This window comes from Jiangella muralis, from assembly GCF_001270745.1.
GTDB lineage: Bacteria > Actinomycetota > Actinomycetes > Jiangellales > Jiangellaceae > Jiangella > Jiangella muralis.
On record NZ_LFXL01000025.1, the window covers coordinates 145,444 to 164,309 of the forward strand.

An 18,866-nucleotide genomic window follows, 5' to 3' on the forward strand; every position below is an offset into this window, starting at 1 on the left:
GCGACAAACCTACCGCCGTCGTCCGGGGCCCCGCCCACCGACCGCCACCGTTGATCTTGGCGTGACGTCAGTCCTGGAGCAGGCGGGATGCGGCGAGAGCTGCGATCGCGGTGTCCTGGGCGCCGGTTCCGGACAGATCGGCGATGGTGACGGTGGCAGCGGCGCGAGGAGGCACCCCTTCGGTCAGCAGTGCCCCGAGCGTGACGGGCTGAACCTCGTCGCCGATGCCCTGCAACTCACCCAGAGCGCGGGACTGGTCGACGCTGTCCACAGCGACGAGAGAGGCACGATGCAGGAGCGCCGGAGCGAGTTCGCGTTTTCCGGGACTGTCCGCCCCGACGGCGGTGATGTGCGTGCCGGGCGCGACCTGGCCGGCCTGCAATACCGGTGACGTCGCGGCGGTGACGGTCACGATCGCCTGAGCCCGGATCGGCTGAGTACCGAGCTGCTCGGCTCGGGTGTCCGCGTCTGTGCGTGCACGCGTCCACGCCGCGAGGTCTTCGGCGCGGGAGCGGTTGCGCCCGTAGATGGTGATCCTGCTCGGGGTCCGTACCCGTAGAGCGGCCTCGATCTGGAACCGGGCCTGCCCGCCGGTGCCGATGACGGCGAACTCGTCGATCACCGGTGCGGCCAGCAGGTCGAGGGCCAGCGCACCCGCCGCGCCGGTGCGCAGTTCGGTGAGGTATCCGCCGTCGAGGAACATCGCCGCGACGCGGCCGGTGCGAGCCTCGATCACCGCGCTGAACCCGTCCGAGGCCGGCAGGCCGAGAGCGGGGTTGCCGGGAAACCCGGTCGAGAGTTTCACGGCCGAGTACGGCGCGCCGGCCAGGTGCGCGCCTTTGACATGCACTTCACCGCGGTGCTCGGGAACACCAAGATGCCACGGCGCCGGGGAGTCCGCGGTGCGCAGGTGAAGGGCACGGAACGCAGCACCGGCCGAGGCGAGGGCGTCGTCGAGGGATACGGCGGCGCGGATGTCCGCCGCCGTGAAGATCGACGGCGTCATGCGGTCACCAGGTCGGCAAGCCGGTCGGCGGCGATGTTCCGTCCGGTGATGACGAACACGGTCGGCTGGTCGCCGGGGATGTCACCGGCACGGGCGGCGGCGATGCCGACGGCGGCGGAGCCCTCGGCCACGATGCCGTGCCGCAACGCCAGCTCGCGGACCGCCGCGCGGATCCCCGGCTCCTCGGCAGCGATCACCTGGACCCCGTGCTCGCGCAGGATGGCCGGGGTGAGCGCCTCGCGGGCGATGCCGCCGGCAAGTCCGTCCGCGATGGTGGCGCCGATCTCGACATCGACGATCCGCCCGGCGCTCATCGACGCGGACACGGCACGGGAGGCACTCGCCTCCACACCGACGACCGTCGCATCGGGCGGGGCACCGAGCGCGGTGCCGGACGCGAGTCCACCACCACCAACGGGCACCACGATCCGGAACCCTCCGGGAAGCTGGCGGACGACCTCACCGACCATGGTCGCCTGTCCGGCGATCACGTCCGGATCGGTGTAAGCCGACACGAACCGGCCACCGTCCTCCTCCGCGATCCGCAGCGCCGCCCCTTCGGCCGCGTCGTAGCCGTCGCCGATCAGCCGAAGGTCGAGGTCGAATCCACGCAACGCCTCCACCTTCGCGGGCGAAGCGGTCTCCGGCACCACGACCGTGGCACGCGCACCCAGCCGCGTGGCGGCGAAGGCGACCCCCAGTCCGTGGTTGCCCGCGGAGGCCGTGACGACCCGCCGGCCGTCACGCGCCACCGCCGCCACCGCAGCCAGCGCCCCTCGCACCTTGAAGGCACCGGTCGGCTGCAGCGACTCCAGCTTCAGATACGCCGGAGCGTCGAACCCGGACAGGTCGACCCGCACCAAGGGAGTCGGGTCCAGGTGCGACCGCACGACAGCGGCCGCGTCATCCAGACGCCTTGCCCAGTCGTGGTCGTCGATGCCGGTCATGCCTTGCCTCCGTTCACTCGCCACGTCGCGGCCTGCACGGCGTCATCCAGTGCCCGCTCCAGCCGCTCACCGGTGTAGGTGTGCGGGTCGAGCACGGCCAGGGAACCCAGCCCTTCCACGAGCGCGGCCAGACCCACGGCGGCCTCCTCGGCCGGCGCTTCGTCCACTGCCTCCCCAGTAGCGAGAATCAGCCGGGTCAGACGCCTCAACCACGTCCGGTTCCCGTCCTGCTGAATCTCCCGCAACGCTGGATCCGCGACCGCGGCAGCCGCGAACCCCAGCCAGACGCGTGCCTCGTCGACGCGCTCAGTGTCCAGGGGCAGGGCCGAGGCGAGCACCCTCCTCAGCCGCTCCGCGGGACTGGCCGGCTCGGCCTCGATCGCGTCGGCCCGCGCCGTCGTGCGCTCGAGCATCAGCCGCCGCGCATGCACCAGCAACGCGGCTCGCGAGCCGAATCTGTGCATGATGAGACCGGTCGTACACCCGGCTCGTTCGGCCACCGCTCGCACGGACGTGCCCTCGATGCCCTGAGTCGCCACGACATCCCACACCGCCTGGGACAACCGCCGCTCCGTCTCCACCACGCACCTCCGTAACGATCGTTACGGAGAGGCTAGCAGCCCTCGTCGACGGATCAGGGAGCGAGGATCCACCCGAGCGCCGCGGCGCCCAGCCCAGCACCCATGCTGACCAGGACGTTGGCCACCCCGCGGGACCATGCGCCGTCCTCCAGCAGCCGCAGCGTCTCGTAGCTGAACGTGCTGTACGTGGTCAGCGCGCCACAGAAACCGGTGCCGATCAGCACGACGAGATCGGAACTCAGCGACGGCGACCCCAGCACCAGCCCGAGGACGAACGACCCCACGACGTTGACCACCAGCGTGCCCCATGGAAACGCGCCGTCCAGCCGGCGCTGCACCCAGCGGTCCACGACGTAGCGCAGCGGCGCCCCGACCGCCGCGCCGGCGGCCACCAGCAGCACCGTCACGAGCCGCGGCCCACGTAGCGGACCACCTCGACGTCGGCCAGCGTGATGAGGCCCTCCTCGACCAGCGGCGCGACCTCGTCGACGAACCGGTGCACGGGCTCGGCGCGGTCGACGATCACGATGGCGACCGGCAGGTCCTCGGACAGGCTGAGGATGCGCGTGGTGTGGATGTGGTGGGACGCGCCGAACCCCTCGATGCCGCGGAACACGCTGGCGCCGGCCAGCCCGGCGGCGTGCGCCCGGTGCACGATCTCGGTGTACAACGGCCGGCCGTGCCAGGTGTCGTTCTCGCCGACGACGATGGTCAGCCGCCGGGCCGGTCCCTCCAGCGTCATGCGCGTCTCCTTCCTCGCAGGGCCCGCGTGGCCGCGGTCCCGATCCAGACCGCCAGCAGCGCCAGCACCGGCGTCACCAGGTAGTACGTCAGCGCGGCGACGGCCCGGCCGTCGGCCAGCAGCCGCTGGGTGTCCACCGCGTAGGTGGAGAACGTCGTGTACCCGCCCAGCACGCCGATGCCGAGGAACGGCCGCAGCAGCCGGTGCGGCGCGGTGAGGTCGAGCAGCACCGCCATGAGGACGCCGATCAGCAGGCAGCCGGACACGTTGACGACGAGGATCGCCCACGGCCAGCCGGTGCCGGCGTCCTGCAGCGACGCCGCGCCGTGGCGGGCCAGCGAGCCCAGCACGCCGCCCGCGGCGATGACCGCGAGCACCGGCGCCTGGCGACGCAGCCTGGACATGGCCTAGCGGCGCACCGCCGCCGACGTCGCGACGATGCGGGCGAACCGGCTGGCCAGCGCCATCCCGGCGGCGACGACCTCGGCATCGCGATGCACTAGCTCACGCACCACCGGCGCCGCGTCGACGTCGGGCAGCTCGGCCGCCCAGCCGGCGAACGTCGGCTCGGACACCTCCGGGTGGAACTGCACGCCCCACGCCGCCGCGCCGACCCGGAACGCCTGGTGCGGGTACATCGCCGACGACCCGAGCCAGACGGCGCCCGGCGGCAGCTCCGCGACGGCGTCGGCGTGCATGCTCGGCCCGGGGAACGGGTCGGGCAGCCCGCCCACCAGCGGGTCGCCGGCCGCCTCGGGACGCCAGCGGACGTCGGCGACACCCGACTCGCGGCCCGGCGCCGCGCCGACGTCGACCTTCCCGCCGCACGCGACCGCCAGCAGCTGCGCGCCCAGGCAGATCCCGAGCGTCGGCGTCCCATCCGCCACAACGGAACGCAGCAGCGACCGCACCGCCGGCAGCCACGGCGCGACGCCGTCGTCGTAGGCGTTCACCTGCCCGCCCAGCACGATCAGGCCGTCACCCGGCGTCGCCGGCACGGGATCGCCGGCGTAGGGCCGCAGCACCCGCACGTCCGCGCCCGCGGCCGCCAGCCAGCCGCCGAAGCGGTCCAGGGGGCAGCCCGGCTCGTGCTCGACGACGTCGATCAACGGGTCACATCACCGGCAGCATCTTGGCCCGCTCGAACGCGGTGACCTGCAGGCTGTACTCGTTCCACTCGGCCCGCTTGTTGCGCAGGAAGAACTCGAAGACGTGCTCGCCCAGCGTCTCGGCGACCAGCTCGGAGTTCTCCATGGCCTGGATCGCCTCGTCCAGCGACGCCGGCAGCGGATCGATGCCCATGGCCCGGCGCTCGCGGTCGGTCAGCGCCCACACGTCGTCCTCGGCGCCCGGCGGCAGCTCGTAGCCCTCCTCGATGCCCTTCAGCCCGGCCGCGAGGATGACGGCGTACGCGAGGTACGGGTTGCAGGCGGAGTCGAGCGAGCGGAACTCGACCCGCGCCGACTGCCCCTTGTCGGGCTTGTACATCGGGACGCGGACCAGCGCCGACCGGTTGTTGTGGCCCCAGCAGACGTAGGCCGGCGCCTCGCCGCCGCCGCGCAGCCGCTTGTAGGAGTTGACCCACTGGTTGGTGACGGCGGTGATCTCGGGCGCGTGCCGCAGCAGCCCGGCGATGAACGACCGCGCCGTCTTCGACAGCTGGTACTCGGCGCCCGGCTCGTGGAAGACGTTGCGGTCGCCCTCGAACAGCGACACATGGGTGTGCATGCCCGAACCGGGCCAGGCGGTGAACGGCTTGGGCATGAACGACGCGTAGAGGTCCTGCGACAGCGCGACCTCGCGGACGACGGCGCGGAACGTCATGAGGTTGTCGGCCGTGGCCAGCGCGTCGGCGTAGCGCAGGTCGATCTCCTGCTGGCCGGGCGCGCCCTCGTGGTGGCTGAACTCGACCGAGATGCCCATGTCCTCGAGCATCGTGATGGTGTCGCGGCGGAAGTCCTGCGCGATGCCGTGCGCGGTGTGGTCGAAGAAGCCGCTGGCGTCGACGGGGGTCGGCTCCTCGCCGCCGGTCGGCTGGTGCTTGAAGACGAAGAACTCGACCTCGGGGTGCGTGTAGAAGGTGAACCCCTGCTCCGCGGCCCGGCTGAGCGCGCGCTTGAGCACGTGCCGCGGGTCGGCGTACGACGGCGAGCCGTCGGGCATGAGGATGTCGCAGAACATGCGCGCCGTCCCGTTGGACCCGCCCCGCCACGGCAGCACCTGGAACGTCGACGGATCGGGCTTGGCCAGCATGTCGGCCTCGTAGACGCGGGCGAACCCCTCGATGGCCGAGCCGTCGAAGCCGATGCCCTCGGAGAACGCGTTCTCCAGCTCGGCCGGCGCGACCGCGACCGACTTCAGGAACCCGAGCACGTCGGTGAACCACAGCCGGACGAACCGGATGTCGCGCTCTTCCAGCGACCGGAGGACGAACTGCTGCTGCTTCTCCACGTCGCCAGTGTGCCCCACGGGTGTGTCCGCCGGATAGCGGGACGGTGACGGCCGTGGCATTAGGCTCGGACCGTGCCGCAGATCAGAATCGCGCTCGCTCAGGTGAACCCGACCGTCGGTGCGCTGGACGCCAACGCGGACCTCGTCGTCCGCATGGCCAAGCACGCCGCCGCCCAGCACGCCCACCTCGTCGCGTTCCCGGAGATGATGCTCACCGGCTATCCGGTCGAGGACCTCGCGCTGCGGGCGTCGTTCGTCGACGAGTCGCGCGCCGCGCTGGAGAAGCTGGCGGTCCGCCTCGACGCCGAAGGGCTCGGCGCCACCGCGGTCGTCGTCGGCTACCTGGGCCGCGACGACGCGACGGCCGGCCAGTTCCAGCTGGGCCGGCCCAAGGGCTCGCCGCAGAACGCCGTCGCCGTCCTGTACGGCGGGCGCGTAGTGGCCCGGCAGGCGAAGTACCACCTGCCCAACTACGGCGTGTTCGACGAGGCCCGCTACTTCGTCCCCGGCGACCACCTCGGCGTGTTCCGGCTGCACGGCATCGACGTCGCGCTGGCCGTCTGCGAGGACATCTGGCAGGACGGCGGTCCGGTCTCCGTCGCGCGCGAGGCGCGGGCCGGGCTGCTGCTCGTCGTCAACGGGTCGCCGTACGAGCGCAACAAGGACGACACCCGCCTCGACCTCGCCCGCCGCCGGGCCGCGGCCGCGCAGGCGACGCTGGCGTACGTGAACATGGTCGGCGGCCAGGACGAACTGGTCTTCGACGGCGACTCCCTCGTCGTCCGCCCCGACGGCGAGCTGCTCGCCCGGGCGCCGCAGTTCGAGGAGGGCTGCCTGGTCGTCGACCTGCAGCTGCCCGAGGCGGTCGCGCCGGCGCCCGGCCCGTGGGGCATGACGCAGGAGCGCGTCGCCGGGTTCGCCGTCCACCGCAGCACGCTGACCACCGCGCCGCTGCCCGCGTACACGCCCGACCCCGGCGCGCTGGCGCCGCGGCTGTCCGACGCCGCCGAGGTGTACGCGGCCCTCGTCACCGGGCTGCGCGACTACGTGCGCAAGAACGGGTTCTCCTCGGTGGTGCTGGGGTTGTCCGGCGGCATCGACTCCGCGCTGGTCGCCGCCGTCGCCGTCGACGCCCTGGGGGCCGAGAACGTGCACGGGGTCTCGATGCCCAGCGCGTACTCGTCCGAGCACTCCATGTCCGACGCGCAGGACCTCGCGACCCGCACCGGGCTGACGTTCCGGACCATCCCGATCGCGCCGATGGTCCGCGCGTTCCTCGACAACGTCGAGCTGACCGGGCTGGCCGAGGAGAACCTGCAGGCCCGCGTGCGCGGCATGACGCTGATGGGGCTGTCCAACCAGGAGGGCCACCTCGTCCTCGCGACCGGCAACAAGACCGAGCTGGCGGTCGGCTACTCCACCATCTACGGCGACGCGGTCGGCGGCTACGCGCCGATCAAGGACGTCCCGAAGACGCTGACCTGGGAGCTGGCCCGCTGGCGCAACGCCACGGCGGCCGAGCGCGGTGAGACGCCGCCCATCCCGCAGGGCTCCATCGACAAGCCGCCGAGCGCCGAGCTGCGCCCCGGCCAGCTCGACTCCGACTCGCTGCCCGACTACCCGCTGCTCGACGACCTCCTGTACCGGCACCTCGAGCATGACCTCGACGCCACGGACCTGCGGGCCGCCGGGTTCGACGCCGACCTCGTCGCCAAGGTACTGCGCATGGTCGACACCGCCGAGTACAAGCGGCGCCAGTACCCGCCCGGCCCGAAGATCACGATGCGCAACTTCGGCCGCGACCGCCGGGTGCCCATCACCAGCGCCTGGCGCGAGACGCCGCCGGCCGAGCCCGCGGCCGAGCCGGCTGAACCCGCTGCCGAGTCGGCTGAACCCGCTGCGACGCCCGCCGAGCCGCAGCCGGACACCGTCCAGCCGGAAGCGGACGCCGTCCAGCCGCAGCCGGATGCCGTCCAGCCCGAGGCCGAGGAGCCGGTGCAGCCCGCCCGTGAGCTGCCACCGCCGCCTCCCCCACACTGACCGCCCGTTCGTGGGACAATCAGAGGTGTTAGGGGACCCGGACACGGGCCTCGAGACGCACCCAAGGAGTCCTGCGATGACGCACGAGACCGTCCCGTTGTACGGCGGCCAGCTCTCCCGCCGGGTCACCATCCGTGACCTCCGCACCGCCAAGGAGCGCGGCGAACGCTGGCCCATGCTCACCTCGTACGACATGTACACCGCCGAGATCTTCGACGCCGCCGGCATCCCGGTGCTGCTGGTCGGCGACTCCGCCGGCAACAACGTGTTCGCCCACGCCGACACCGTCCCGGTCACCGTCGACGAGCTGATCCCGCTGGCCCGCGCCGTCGTCCGGTCCACCAGCCGGGCGCTCGTCGTCGGCGACCTCCCGTTCGGCTCGTACCAGCTGGGCCCGGAGCAGGCGCTGGCCACGTCGATCCGCATCATGAAGGAGACCGGCGTCCAGGCGGTGAAGCTCGAGGGCGGCCTCCCGGTCGTCGCGTCGGTGCGCCGCATCGTCGAGGCCGGCGTGCCGGTCATGGCACACATCGGGTTCACCCCGCAGAGCGTCAACGCGCTGGGCGGCTACCGGGTGCAGGGTCGCGGGCCCGAGGCCGACAAGCTGATCGAGGCGGCGCTCGCGCTCGAGGAGGCCGGCGCGTTCTCCGTCGTGCTCGAGATGGTGACGGCGCAGGTGGCGGCCGAGGTGACGAAGCGGCTGACCATCCCGACCATCGGCATCGGCGCCGGTCCCGACGTCGACGCCCAGGTGCTGGTGTGGCAGGACATGGCCGGGCTGCGCGAGGGCCGCCTGCCCCGGTTCGTCAAGCAGTACGGCGACCTCCGCGGCGCCCTCGCCGACGCCACCAAGGCCTTCGCCGACGACGTCGTCAGCGGCGCCTTCCCGGCCGAGGAGCACACCTACCACTGAGCCTCCGGGCTCGCGTCAGGTCTCGTCGTCCCAGTCGCGGTCGAGGGCGTCCTGCTGGGCGGTGCGCTCGTGCGCCCGCGCCAGCGCGTCCTCGGCTTCCGCGCGCGTCTCGTACGGTCCGAGGCGCCGGTCGTTGGGGCAGCCGTCCACCGGTTCGACCCGCGAATGGTCGAGACACCAGTACCAGGGTCCGTCGGCCACGATGACTCCCTTCGCCGCAGAAGCGCACCTCCACCTAGACTTTCACACCATGTCGCCCGTCGTACCAGGCATCGTGTCGCCAGAGCGCCCCGTCCCGCCGTCCATCGCCCGCCCTGAGTACGTCGGCAAGGCCCGGCCCGCGCCGTTCGAGGGCTCCGAGGTGAAGGACGCCGGCACCGTCGAGCGCATCCGCGTCGCCGCCCAGTTGGCCGCGCAGGCGCTGGCCGAGGTCGGCAAACACGTCGCGCCGGGCATCACCACCGACGAACTGGACGCCGTCGGGCACGAGTTCCTGGTCGAGCGGGGCGCGTACCCGTCGACGCTCGGCTACCGCGGCTTCCCGAAGTCGCTGTGCACGAGCGTCAACGAGGTCATCTGCCACGGCATCCCCGACTCCACAGTCGTCCGCGACGGCGACATCGTGAACATCGACATCACCGCCTACCTCGACGGCGTGCACGGCGACAACAACGCGACCTTCCTGGCCGGTGACGTCGACGAGGAGACCCGGCTGCTGGTCGAGCGCACGCAGGAGTCGCTCAACCGGGCCATCAAGGCGGTGAGGCCGGGGCGCGCCATCAACGTCATCGGGCGGGTCATCGAGTCGTACGCGAAGCGGTTCGGCTACGGCGTCGTCCGCGAGTTCACCGGACACGGCGTCGGCGAGGCGTTCCACTCCGGGCTGGTGGTGCCGCACTACGACGACCCCGGATCGACGACGATCATCGAGCCGGGCATGGTGTTCACCATCGAGCCGATGCTGAACCTCGGCACCCACGAGTGGACGATGTGGGACGACGGCTGGACGGTCGTCACCGCCGACGGGCGCCGGTCGGCGCAGTTCGAGCACACGCTGCTGGTCACCGAGACCGGCGCCGAGATCCTCACGCTCCCGTGAGGTCCCGGCGCCGCCCCGGCGCCGTCAGCGCAGCCCGAACGCCCGTACGACGGTCTGCTCCAGCCGGTTGCCGTCCACGTCGGACGCGGTGAGCCGCAGGGTCACCGCGCCACCGGCCTGTCCCGCGGCGGCCGGGATGGTCGCCCGGTACTGGCCGTCCGTGTCGCGCAGCCGCGCCGGCGTCCACGTGGCGCCGTCGTCGAACGAGACGTCCAGCCCGACCTCGTCGATCTCCACGTCGGGCGTGCCGAACTGGTGCCGCAGGCCGATGTCGATCCGGATCGGCTCATTCGCCGGCACCGTGCTCAGTGCGTCGGCGGCGGGTACGTCGTAGTCGGCGAGCAGCAGCGGCAACCGCTCGCCGTCGCCGTCGTCGCCGGCCGAGTGGAACGTCCACGCCGAACTCACCTGGGTGGAGTAGCGCCACCAGGGCTGCTCGAACCGGCTGTCCAGCTCCAGCCGGAACGTGCCGGGCCCGGCGGGGACGTCGATCCAGCCGAACCGCTCGGGCGACTCCCCCAGCAGCTCGTCGCCGCGGTACAGCCGCATCGCGTACTCCTCCGAGCGGCCGCCGCGGACCTGCACGTGGCCGGGGTCTGCGACGAACCCGTCGATTGCGGCGCCGATGGTGTCGCCGTACCGATTGACGCCGATCTCGAACACCTCCCCCTCGGGCACCGAGTGGGTGGCCACCGGGCGCATCCACCGGACGTCGTCGCGCTGCCGAGGCCGGTACGTCCGCGGGAGCTCGCTCCAGGACGGCGCGCCGTCATCGGCGACGTGCGGCTCGACCCTCTGCGCCCACGCCACGTCGTTCGCCAGCACGTGATCGGTGCGCTCCGACGGCGCGGACAGCAAGGGCAGCGGCCAGCCACCGTGAGAGTTGCCGGACGGCGACTGGCCAACCCGCGTCTCCGACATCACGTCCGTCGGCGCGTGCGCGCCGAAGCGGACGTCGATCGTCGCGAAGTCGGACCGGCGGAACTGCCACCGCGGCCGCTCGGGGATCTGGTCACGGACCGGGACGAGCACGTCGTAGACGTACGGCGTGACGGCTGAGCCGGTCAGCTCCAGCTCCACCGGGCCCGCCGCCAGCAGCTCGCGCAGCCGCGCGGCCGCTGTCCGGCTGGTGCCGATGACCGGGACCTCGACCGGCGGGTACAGCCACTCGGTCCGCATGCCCGCGCGCTGCGGGTCATAGAACAGCACCGCCCGCGCGCCGGCCCGCTCCAGCTCGGCCGCCTGCTCGCCGGTGTCCCGCTCGGGATCCTGGACGGCCAGGGCGATCGCGCCGTCGACGGACGTCTCGCGCAGCTCGCCGGCGGTGGCCGAGCCCACGTCGACGACGGGCAGCCGGAGCGTCCCGTCGATGCGCGGGGACTGGAGGTAGTACGCCGTGTCGATCTCGGCCGACGCGCCCGGCACCTCGGCCCGGACCGGCGGCTCCTCCAGCCTCGCGCCCGCGTCGAAGAAGAACGCGCCGGACGTCACGGGCTCGGTGGGCGTGGCGAACAGCGCGTAGTCGGCGCCGAGGGCCTCGATGGATGACGACAACGCGAGGTCGTCCGCGCCGCGGCCACGGGCGTACCCGACCGAGCTCCACCGTGCCGTCGCCTCCTCGGCGCCGCGGACCGTCGTGCGGACCGATTCGGCGCCCTGGGCGTCGAGGGTGACGTCCATCGGACCGGCCACCTCGACCTCCGGCTCGGTGACCAGCGTGTATTCCGCCGGTCGGTCGTCCTCGGCCTCGCGGTGGAGGAAGGATCCGAACGAGTAGGTGCCCGGGAGCAGCCGCAGCGTCGCCGTCCCGTCCTGGACCGGCTCGACCGTCGAGGTGCCCTCGTCGACGTCCACGACCTCCACCTCGCCGGAGGCCGGCGCGCCGGCCCGGTCCACCAGCCGCACCGTGACGTCGTACATCGCCGGCTCGAGGTACCAACCGGCGGGGACGCGGACGGAGCGCCGCGTCTCCGGGTCGGTGGCGACGACCGCGGCCTCGTAGGTGCCGGGGTCGAGGCCGGTGGCGTCGGCGGTGACGGTGGCCGTCGCGGCGCCGCCGGCGGGGATCGTCAGCTCGGACGGCGTCACGGTGATCGAGTCCGCGAGCGGCGGCCCGGCCCCGGTCGCGGTGACGGCGACGTCCAGCGTCACGGGCGCGTCGGAGACGTTCGTGTAGGTGAGCTCGCGGGTGACCGGCTCGAGGTCATCGTGCGGCCAGGGGTGGTAGCCGAACTCCAGCTCGCCCTCCGACGGCACGACGCCCACGATCGCGGCATCCGCGACGTCGACCCGGCCGGCACCCTGCTCGTAGATGCTGACGTCCGGGGTGGGGGCGGCGGTCGACATCAGGACCGCGCGCAGCTGCGCCGCCGACCAGTCCGGGTGCTGCCCCGCGAGGATCGCGGCCGCGCCGGCGACGTGCGGCGCCGCCATGGACGTCCCGCTCAACGGCATGTACGCCTCGTCGCCGCCGCCGCCGTCGTCGATGGTGGTCGACCGCACCGCCGTGATCTCGACGCCGGGGGCACTGATCTCGGGCTTGATGGCGCCGTCGGTGAGCCGCGGTCCCCGGCTGGAGAACGGCGCGAGCACGTCGTCGCCGTCCACCGCGCCGACCGCGAGCGCGGCGTCGGCGGACGCGGGGCTCCCGACCGTCTCGGGACCGGGCCCGTCGTTGCCCGCCGCGGCCACGAACAGCACCCCCGACTCATCCGTCAGCCGGTCGACGGCGAGCGCCGCGGGATCCCGGCCGTCGGTCGGCCCCGCCGAGAGGCTGAGGTTGACGACGTCCGCACCCTGCTCGACGGCCCACTCCATGCCGGCGATGACGTCGGACAGCTGGCCGGAGCCGTAGTCGCCGAGGACCTTGCCCGAGATGAGCTTCGCCTCGGACGCGACGCCGCGGAAGCGCCCGTCCGACGCCGCGCCGGTGCCCGCGGCGATCGAGGCGACGTGCGTCCCGTGCCCGAACCGGTCCAGCGTGTCGTCGGACGACGAGAAGTTCCGTTCCGCGACGACCTGTCCGGCCAGGTCCGGATGGGTGGCGTCGATGCCGGTGTCGAGGACCGCGATGACGGCTCCGGCACCGGCGTACCCGTCCTCCCACGCCTGCGGGGCGCCGATCTGGGGGACGCTCTCGTCGAGGCTCGCCCGGACCGTGCCGTCGAGCCAGACGTGCGAGATCGCGCCCCCGGCCCCGCGGGCGCCGGCCCCCTGCGCGAAGGTCGACCAGAACTGCCCCGCGGCATCCTTGTCCTGCTCGACGGCGACGGCGTCGATGCTGTCCAGCGCGGCGGTGACGGTCGCGCCGGGCAGCTCGCGCGCGGCCTCCCTCGCGCCGGAGTACTGCACGATCAGCGGCAGCGTCGACCGGTTCTCGTCGCCGTAGCCCTGGGCGACCAGCCCGGTGACGTCGAACAGGCCGGGGTCGAGCGTGCCCGCCGCGAGGAACGGCTGCGCCGCGCCCGGCAGGACGTACGTGCGGTCGGCGGTGCGGCGGACCTGCACCGCATCGGAGGGGCTGTCCGGCCCGGGGACCATGGTCACGTTCTCGCGTCCCGGCTCGCCGGCGCCGACCAGCACGCGGTCGCCGGTCACGAGGGTGATCAGCCGGCCACCGCCGCCGCTGCCCGCGTCGCCTGGTCCGGATGGGGTGGGCGGTGGTGGCGCGCCGATGCTCGCGCCCGCCGTCAGCACCATCGCCAGCGCCGCGCCGAGTGCCGCCCGCGCCGATCGTCGTCCGTTCGCCGGCCGTTCTCGTCCTGTCGTCACACCTAAGACACGGAACGGACGAACGGGAGGTTGTACGGCCGGGCGCGAACGGTCCGCTGGCCCCGAACGCGTTCATCGGCGAAGCTTGATGACGTGACCTCGACGACGCAGGGCTTCGGCATCGACATCGGCGGCAGCGGCATCAAGGGCGCACCGGTCGACCTCGGCCGGGGCGAGTTCGCCGCCGAGCGCGTCCGCATCGACACCCCCGAGCAGTCCACCCCCGACAACGTCATCGCGGTGGTGCTCGAGGTGCTCCGGCGGTTCGAGTGGGACGGCCCGTTCGGCTGCACGTTCCCCGGCATCGTGAAGCGCGGCGTCATCAGCTCGGCCGCCAACGTCGACAAGTCGTGGGTCGGGGTCGACCTCGAGAAGGAACTGTCCCAGCGCACCGGGCAGTCCGTCACCGTCGTCAACGACGCCGACTCCGCCGGGCTGGCCGAGGACCGCTTCGGCGCCGCCGCCGACGTCGACGGCGTCGTCATCGTCACCACGCTGGGCACCGGCATCGGCAGCGCCGTCCTGCACGACGGCAGGCTGTTGCCGAACACCGAGTTCGGCCACCTCTACCTGCACCATCACGAGGCGGAGAAGTACGCCGCCGCGTCGGTGCGCGAGGAGAAGGACCTGTCGTGGGAGCACTGGGCCGAGCGGCTCCAGGAGTTCTACGCCCACCTCGAGTTCATCTTCTCCCCCGACCTCTTCGTCGTCGGCGGCGGCGTCAGCAAGAAGGCCGACAAGTTCCTGCCCCTGCTCGACCTCGCCACCCCGATCGTCCCCGCCGGGCTGCGCAACGACGGCGGCATCATCGGCGCGGCGTTCCTGGCCGCCGAACGCGCAGCGTAGGCGTATCCTGTCCGCGGAGGACGAGCCGGCCGGGCGGCCGCGTCGGGGCCGTCAGGTCCCGCCGAGGAAAGTCCGGACTCCACAGGGCAGGGTGGTGGGTAACACCCACCCGGGGTGACCCGCGGGACAGTGCCACAGAAAGCAGACCGCCTCCCGCGTTCGCGCGGGCGGTAAGGGTGAAACGGTGGTGTAAGAGACCACCAGCGCCCCAGGTGACTGGGGCGGCTCGGTAAACCCCACCCGGAGCAAGGTCAGACAGGGAGCGTTCGAGGGCGGCCCGCCCGAGCTCCCGGGTAGATCGCTGGAGGCCATCGGCAACGGTGGCCGTAGATGGATGGTCGCCGGTCCCGGTCCGCCGGGAACCACAGAATCCGGCTTACAGGCCGGCTCGTCCCCGTTCTGTCCGGCCCTCCCGGTAGCGTGCGCCGCTTCGCCGCCGATCGTTGTGGAGGACCGCTGGACATGGCGATGATGCTGGTCAGCTTCGACGCGAACACGCAGGGACACAGCTACGACCGCCTGATCGACGCGCTCGAAGGGTTCGGGGCCTACTGGCACTGTCTCGACTCGACGTGGCTGGTCGAGACCAGGATGAGCATCAGCCAGGTTCGCGACTCGCTGTGGCTGCACATGAACCCCGCCGACGAGTTGCTGGTCGTCGACGTCACGGGGGCGCCCGCGTCGTGGGTCGGGTTCACCCGCGAGTGCGGCGACTGGCTGCGCGACAACCTCCACCGGCCGTGACGACGGGTGGTCCGGTGCCGCCGTGACGGCGGGTGATCCGGCGCCGCCGTGGCTGCGCCGGACCACCCCCTGTCGTGACTACCGCTGGGCCGCCGTCCGGCGGATCACCAGCAGTGCGCCGGCGGCCAGGAAGGCGAGCGCCGCGAGCCAGAACGGCCCCAGGTCGCCGGAGCCGGTGTTCGGCAGCGCCTCGCCGACGCTGCCGCCGTCGCCCGTGCCGGCGTCGCTGCCGGCCCCGGCCGCTCCACCGTTGCCGGGTGCGCCGCTGCCGGAGTCGTCCTCACCGACCTCGCAGCCGAGCGCGTCGGAGTCCCGGTCCAGGTGGAACGGGTCCAGCTCGGCGTCGAACAGCTCGACCGGCTTGTAGGCGTCGTCGATGTCCGGGCAGTTGTAGTCGCCGTGAGCGTCGCTGCACCACGCCGCGGAATCGGCATAGTGAGCGCACGCACCCGGCTCGTCGGCCGGCGCCTCGTCGACCGGTTCCTCGGCCGGTGGTTCTTCGACGGGCGGTTCCTCGGTCGGTGCGTCGCCGCAGCCCCACCCGTTCTCATCGCCGTCCAGCCCGAACGGATCGACACCGACGTCCACCAGTTGCACCGGTATGTCGGCCTCCGGAACATCTCCGCAGCTGTAGTTCTCGTCCGACGCCGGGTCACACCAGTTGCCCGAGTCGACGTAGGCGGCGCAGTCGGCCGCGTCCTTGGCCTCGAGCGTCGCTTCGACGGTCGCGCCGTCCTCGGCCCAGGCGGGTGCCGTGGCACCCATGAGTAAGGCCAGTCCGGCCATGATCGCTATGGTGACCTTTCGCAAGGTCGCCCCCCTTCGATACTTCGGATACATAGGCCGTAGGTACGGCCTATCCAAAGCCCCGGACGGTAGCGCGATCTTCGTCACACTGGAAGGACTTTCGCCCGAATCGCCGCGATTCTCATGAAGATCGATGACGGCCACTGGGTGAGATCACCGGGTGAGATAGCTGTGCTTGCCGGGTGGCGTCGCTGTTGCCAGGGGAACAGTGATGCACCCCACCCGGCGCAGCGATCTCACACAGTGGCGTTGATCGCGTAACGGTTCGCCGTTGTCCCGCAGATGGCCGTTTTGCGGTAGTGGGCCGTCCCCCTGCTGCCCATTCTCTTGGCCGCTATCAGGGGGGACGGGGAAGTGCGGGCACAGCCCGCCCGGTGCGCCGTTCGCCGTTCGCCTGGCTGGCGTTCGTCGTTCGTGCCGGCGCACCGGTTGTCCTCGACTCCCGGAGCCGTCTTCGATGGCGGGAGTCGTGTTCGAGGGGCCGTTCGGACGTTTCTCGCTATCGAAGACGGCGGCGGCCATCGAGGTGGCGGCGAGGTGTGCCCAGTCTTTCCCCGTCCCCCTGATAGGTGCCCGTTCTTGGCCGCGGGACCGCGGGTCAAGCGGACACCCAACGCGCGAAGCGCCCATGGGTCCGCTTGAGGCGCGGTCACGCGGCTGAGAAAATGGGCGCCAGGGGGACGGCCAACCTGCGGACCACGGCGAACGCGGCCGCAAAGCGGCGAACGTGGCAGACCCGGGCGCACGGTCGGCCAGCCAACGCGAAGCCCGCCCGACCGAGTCGCCCGGGCCGGTCGGCAGCACCGGCCATCGCCTTGGCTAGGCTGACCGCCGCCCGCACGTCCGGTTCATCCCGATATCCAGCACGGTCAGCAGTGCCAAGGCACCCGTGGCGATCAGCCCACCCAAGCTGCGTAGATCACGAGGATCCGTGCATCTAGGCGCCGCCGACGACGGACGCCAGCTGCGGCACCAGCTGCTCCAGCGCGTAAGGCAGGCTGAGCACCGTCGACCACGTCAGGGCACCGGACACCAACGGGTCCTCGATGAACAGCACCCGGCCGTCCCGGACGACCTCCAGCTGGTCGTAGAGCGGCTTGGCCTCGACCTGCTCGCGGAGGTCGGGCTCGTGGCCGATGTTCCAGACCAGCAGGTCGCGGTCGAGCTGGGTCATCAGTTCGTCGCTGACGGGCGCGCCGTCGAGGTCGCCGGCCAGCGCGGCGAGGTCGTCCGGCAGCACGAAGCCGAGCTGCGTCATGAAGACGGTGCGCGGGTCGGTGGCGCTGCGGACGAACGACGAGCCGGGCTCGAACAGCTCGGTGACGGCCATCTCGACGCCCTCGAAGGCGGGGTTGGCCGCGGCGGCCTCGGCGAACTGCCGGTCGACCTCGGCGATCAGCTCCTCCGCGCGGTCGCCCTGGCCGAGGATCTGGCCCACCATGCGGGTCGTCTCCTGCCACGGCATGCCGTACTCGGGGTAGTCCGGCGACGACGCGACGGTCGGCGCGATGACCGACAGCGTGTCGTACTCCTCCTGCGTCATGCCGGTGTAGAGGCCGATGATGAGATCCGGCTCCAGCTCGGCGAGGGTCTCGTAGTCGAAGTCCTGCATGCCGGTGAAGGCGCCCTCGTTGAGCACGACCGGCTCGGCGTCGCCCAGCTCGTCCTGCGCCCACGGCCAGGTCGCGCCCGGGTGGTCGCCGTACCAGTCGGTGACGGCGATCGGCGCGACGCCGAAGGCCAGCACCGCGTCCTGGTCGCTGAAGCCGAGCGTGACGACGCGCTCCGGCGCCTCGGCCAGCTCGGTGCTGCCGTAGCGGTGCTCGACGGAGGCGGGGAACTCCCCGGCTCCGGTGCCGGGCTCGCCCGTCACGGTGGCGCCGTCGTCGGCGCCGTCGCCGCCGTCGTCACCACCGCAGGCGGCGAGGAGCAGGAGCGGAACGGTGAGGACGACGGCGAGCCGGCGGCCCGCGACACGAAGCGACATGAGGAAAGGATAGGCTGCCCTTATTCTGGCGTCGCGGGCGGCCCCGGCCGATACCGTCGGCGCATGGCCGGCCTCGTCGCGGTGACCCGGAACGTCCTCGTCGCCACCCACGACTTCTGCACCAGCACCACCACGGTGGTCACCGGCGCCGACGGGAGCTGCCTCGTCGTCGACCCGGGGGTCACGCCGGCCGAGTTGGACGACCTCGCCGCCGAGCTGGCCGCCCGCCGGCTGCACGTCGCCGCCGGGTTCGCGACGCACCCGCACTGGGACCACGTGCTGTGGAGCCGGTCGCTCGGCGCCGGCGTGCCCCGCTTCGCGACGGCGGCCTGCGTCGCCGCCGCGACGGCCGGGCGGGACCGCGGCCTTGCCGAGGCGGGGGCCGACGCTCCCGGGACGGACGGCGAGCTGTTCGCCCAGCTCACGCCGATCCCGTCCGGCGGCCCGGGCTTCGTCCCATGGCAGGGCCCGCGGGTCGGCGTCGTCGCGCACCGGGCGCACGCGCCGGGACACGCCGCGCTGGTTGCCGACGGCGTGCTGGTGGCCGGCGACCTGTGCTCGGACCTGGAGGTGCCGCTGCTGGACCTCGACGCCGCCGACCCGCTCGGCGACTACCACCACGCACTCGATCTGCTCGAGTCGCTGGCCACCGACGTGCGGCAGGTCGTGCCCGGTCACGGCCACGTCGGCGATCGTGGGGAACTGCGCCGCCGGCTGTCCGCCGACCGCCGCTACCTGGACGAACTGGCCGCCGGCCGTGGCGACGACGACCCGCGGCTCACCACCGACTGGCTGGTCCGCGACCACCACGCCCAGCGCGCTCGGATCGCCGCCGCCCCACGTTGATCTTGGAGTAATCGCGGAGTTACCGGGCGATTCGTCCGATTGATTCCGCGGCTACTCCAAGATCAACTTCGGTGCGCGGCGGCGGA

At 72.5% G+C, this 18,866-nt stretch carries 18 protein-coding genes and 1 other RNA gene; 7 read left to right on the forward strand and 12 right to left on the reverse strand.

The genetic code is table 11. From position 1 onward, the window contains the following. Nucleotides 1-67: 67 nt before the first annotated feature. The 8 genes from ACW62_RS20900 to glnA are packed head-to-tail and all read right to left on the reverse strand — an operon-like array spanning nucleotide 68 to nucleotide 5,727. Nucleotides 68-1,006, reverse strand: a complete 939-nt coding sequence (locus tag ACW62_RS20900) for a hypothetical protein (protein ID WP_053206052.1) — start codon at nucleotides 1,004-1,006, stop codon at nucleotides 68-70. Then, nucleotides 1,003-1,953 carry a threonine ammonia-lyase gene (locus ACW62_RS20905; protein WP_053206053.1) on the reverse strand — a complete coding sequence of 317 codons (951 nt, stop codon included), beginning with the start codon at nucleotides 1,951-1,953 and terminating at the stop codon, nucleotides 1,003-1,005. The genes ACW62_RS20900 and ACW62_RS20905 overlap by 4 nt, the downstream gene beginning before the upstream one ends. Beyond that, the gene (locus tag ACW62_RS20910) at nucleotides 1,950-2,537 is read right to left on the reverse strand and encodes a TetR/AcrR family transcriptional regulator (protein ID WP_053206054.1); all 588 of its coding nucleotides are present in this window, start codon (nucleotides 2,535-2,537) and stop codon (nucleotides 1,950-1,952) included. The genes ACW62_RS20905 and ACW62_RS20910 overlap by 4 nt, the downstream gene beginning before the upstream one ends. A gap of 50 nt (nucleotides 2,538-2,587) precedes the next feature. Further along, a complete protein-coding gene (crcB, locus tag ACW62_RS20915; protein WP_053206055.1) occupies nucleotides 2,588-2,941 on the reverse strand; it encodes a fluoride efflux transporter CrcB in 354 nt (117 codons plus the stop codon). Beyond that, entirely contained in the window at nucleotides 2,938-3,276 is a 339-nt protein-coding gene (locus ACW62_RS20920; protein ID WP_053206056.1) for a DUF190 domain-containing protein, read from the reverse strand. Before ACW62_RS20920 ends, crcB (ACW62_RS20915) begins: the two co-directional genes overlap by 4 nt. Then, complete coding sequence (gene crcB / locus ACW62_RS20925) at nucleotides 3,273-3,680, reverse strand: fluoride efflux transporter CrcB (RefSeq protein ID WP_205629502.1); 408 nt, start codon at nucleotides 3,678-3,680, stop codon at nucleotides 3,273-3,275. Before crcB (ACW62_RS20925) ends, ACW62_RS20920 begins: the two co-directional genes overlap by 4 nt. Before the next feature lie 3 nt (nucleotides 3,681-3,683). Then, entirely contained in the window at nucleotides 3,684-4,385 is a 702-nt protein-coding gene (locus ACW62_RS20930) for a type 1 glutamine amidotransferase (RefSeq protein WP_053206057.1), read from the reverse strand. A 4-nt stretch (nucleotides 4,386-4,389) separates the two neighbouring features. Next, nucleotides 4,390-5,727, reverse strand: a complete 1,338-nt coding sequence (gene glnA, locus ACW62_RS20935; RefSeq protein ID WP_053206058.1) for a type I glutamate--ammonia ligase — start codon at nucleotides 5,725-5,727, stop codon at nucleotides 4,390-4,392. Nucleotides 5,728-5,799: 72 nt separating this feature from the next. Here glnA and ACW62_RS20940 point away from each other — a divergent pair, with 72 nt between their 5' ends. Both ACW62_RS20940 and panB read left to right on the forward strand, forming a co-directional pair. Beyond that, nucleotides 5,800-7,767, forward strand: a complete 1,968-nt coding sequence (locus ACW62_RS20940) for an NAD+ synthase (protein ID WP_083459993.1) — start codon at nucleotides 5,800-5,802, stop codon at nucleotides 7,765-7,767. Nucleotides 7,768-7,843: 76 nt separating this feature from the next. Next, nucleotides 7,844-8,680, forward strand: coding sequence for a 3-methyl-2-oxobutanoate hydroxymethyltransferase (panB, locus tag ACW62_RS20945; RefSeq protein ID WP_053206059.1), 837 nt, complete (start codon nucleotides 7,844-7,846; stop codon nucleotides 8,678-8,680). A gap of 15 nt (nucleotides 8,681-8,695) precedes the next feature. Here panB and ACW62_RS20950 read toward each other — a convergent pair whose 3' ends face one another. Further along, on the reverse strand, nucleotides 8,696-8,881 hold the full coding sequence (locus tag ACW62_RS20950; RefSeq protein WP_053206060.1) for a hypothetical protein: 186 nt from the start codon (nucleotides 8,879-8,881) through the stop codon (nucleotides 8,696-8,698). A 49-nt stretch (nucleotides 8,882-8,930) separates the two neighbouring features. Here ACW62_RS20950 and map point away from each other — a divergent pair, with 49 nt between their 5' ends. Continuing rightward, on the forward strand, nucleotides 8,931-9,779 hold the full coding sequence (gene map / locus ACW62_RS20955) for a type I methionyl aminopeptidase (RefSeq protein ID WP_053206061.1): 849 nt from the start codon (nucleotides 8,931-8,933) through the stop codon (nucleotides 9,777-9,779). Between the two features lie 24 nt (nucleotides 9,780-9,803). Here map and ACW62_RS20960 read toward each other — a convergent pair whose 3' ends face one another. Then, nucleotides 9,804-13,550: a S8 family serine peptidase gene (locus tag ACW62_RS20960; RefSeq protein WP_157574884.1), complete on the reverse strand. Its 3,747-nt coding sequence runs from the start codon at nucleotides 13,548-13,550 to the stop codon at nucleotides 9,804-9,806. 93 nt (nucleotides 13,551-13,643) lie between these two features. Here ACW62_RS20960 and ppgK point away from each other — a divergent pair, with 93 nt between their 5' ends. The 3 genes from ppgK (at nucleotide 13,644) to ACW62_RS20970 (ending at nucleotide 15,140) form a co-directional block, all read left to right on the forward strand. Further along, entirely contained in the window at nucleotides 13,644-14,396 is a 753-nt protein-coding gene (gene ppgK, locus ACW62_RS20965) for a polyphosphate--glucose phosphotransferase (protein WP_053206063.1), read from the forward strand. Between the two features lie 21 nt (nucleotides 14,397-14,417). Further along, an RNA gene (rnpB, locus tag ACW62_RS21360) (RNase P RNA component class A) lies at nucleotides 14,418-14,791 on the forward strand. Between the two features lie 67 nt (nucleotides 14,792-14,858). After that, complete coding sequence (locus ACW62_RS20970; RefSeq protein ID WP_053206064.1) at nucleotides 14,859-15,140, forward strand: hypothetical protein; 282 nt, start codon at nucleotides 14,859-14,861, stop codon at nucleotides 15,138-15,140. A gap of 78 nt (nucleotides 15,141-15,218) precedes the next feature. Here ACW62_RS20970 and ACW62_RS20975 read toward each other — a convergent pair whose 3' ends face one another. Together ACW62_RS20975 and ACW62_RS20980 are read right to left on the reverse strand one after the other, a co-directional pair. Beyond that, on the reverse strand, nucleotides 15,219-15,926 hold the full coding sequence (locus ACW62_RS20975) for an LPXTG cell wall anchor domain-containing protein (protein ID WP_169792103.1): 708 nt from the start codon (nucleotides 15,924-15,926) through the stop codon (nucleotides 15,219-15,221). A 958-nt stretch (nucleotides 15,927-16,884) separates the two neighbouring features. Then, a complete protein-coding gene (locus ACW62_RS20980) occupies nucleotides 16,885-17,934 on the reverse strand; it encodes an iron-siderophore ABC transporter substrate-binding protein (protein WP_053206066.1) in 1,050 nt (349 codons plus the stop codon). A 63-nt stretch (nucleotides 17,935-17,997) separates the two neighbouring features. On the opposite strand from ACW62_RS20980, the gene ACW62_RS20985 reads away from it, so the two are divergent. Then, nucleotides 17,998-18,780: an MBL fold metallo-hydrolase gene (locus ACW62_RS20985; RefSeq protein WP_053206067.1), complete on the forward strand. Its 783-nt coding sequence runs from the start codon at nucleotides 17,998-18,000 to the stop codon at nucleotides 18,778-18,780. Nucleotides 18,781-18,866 lie beyond the last annotated feature (86 nt).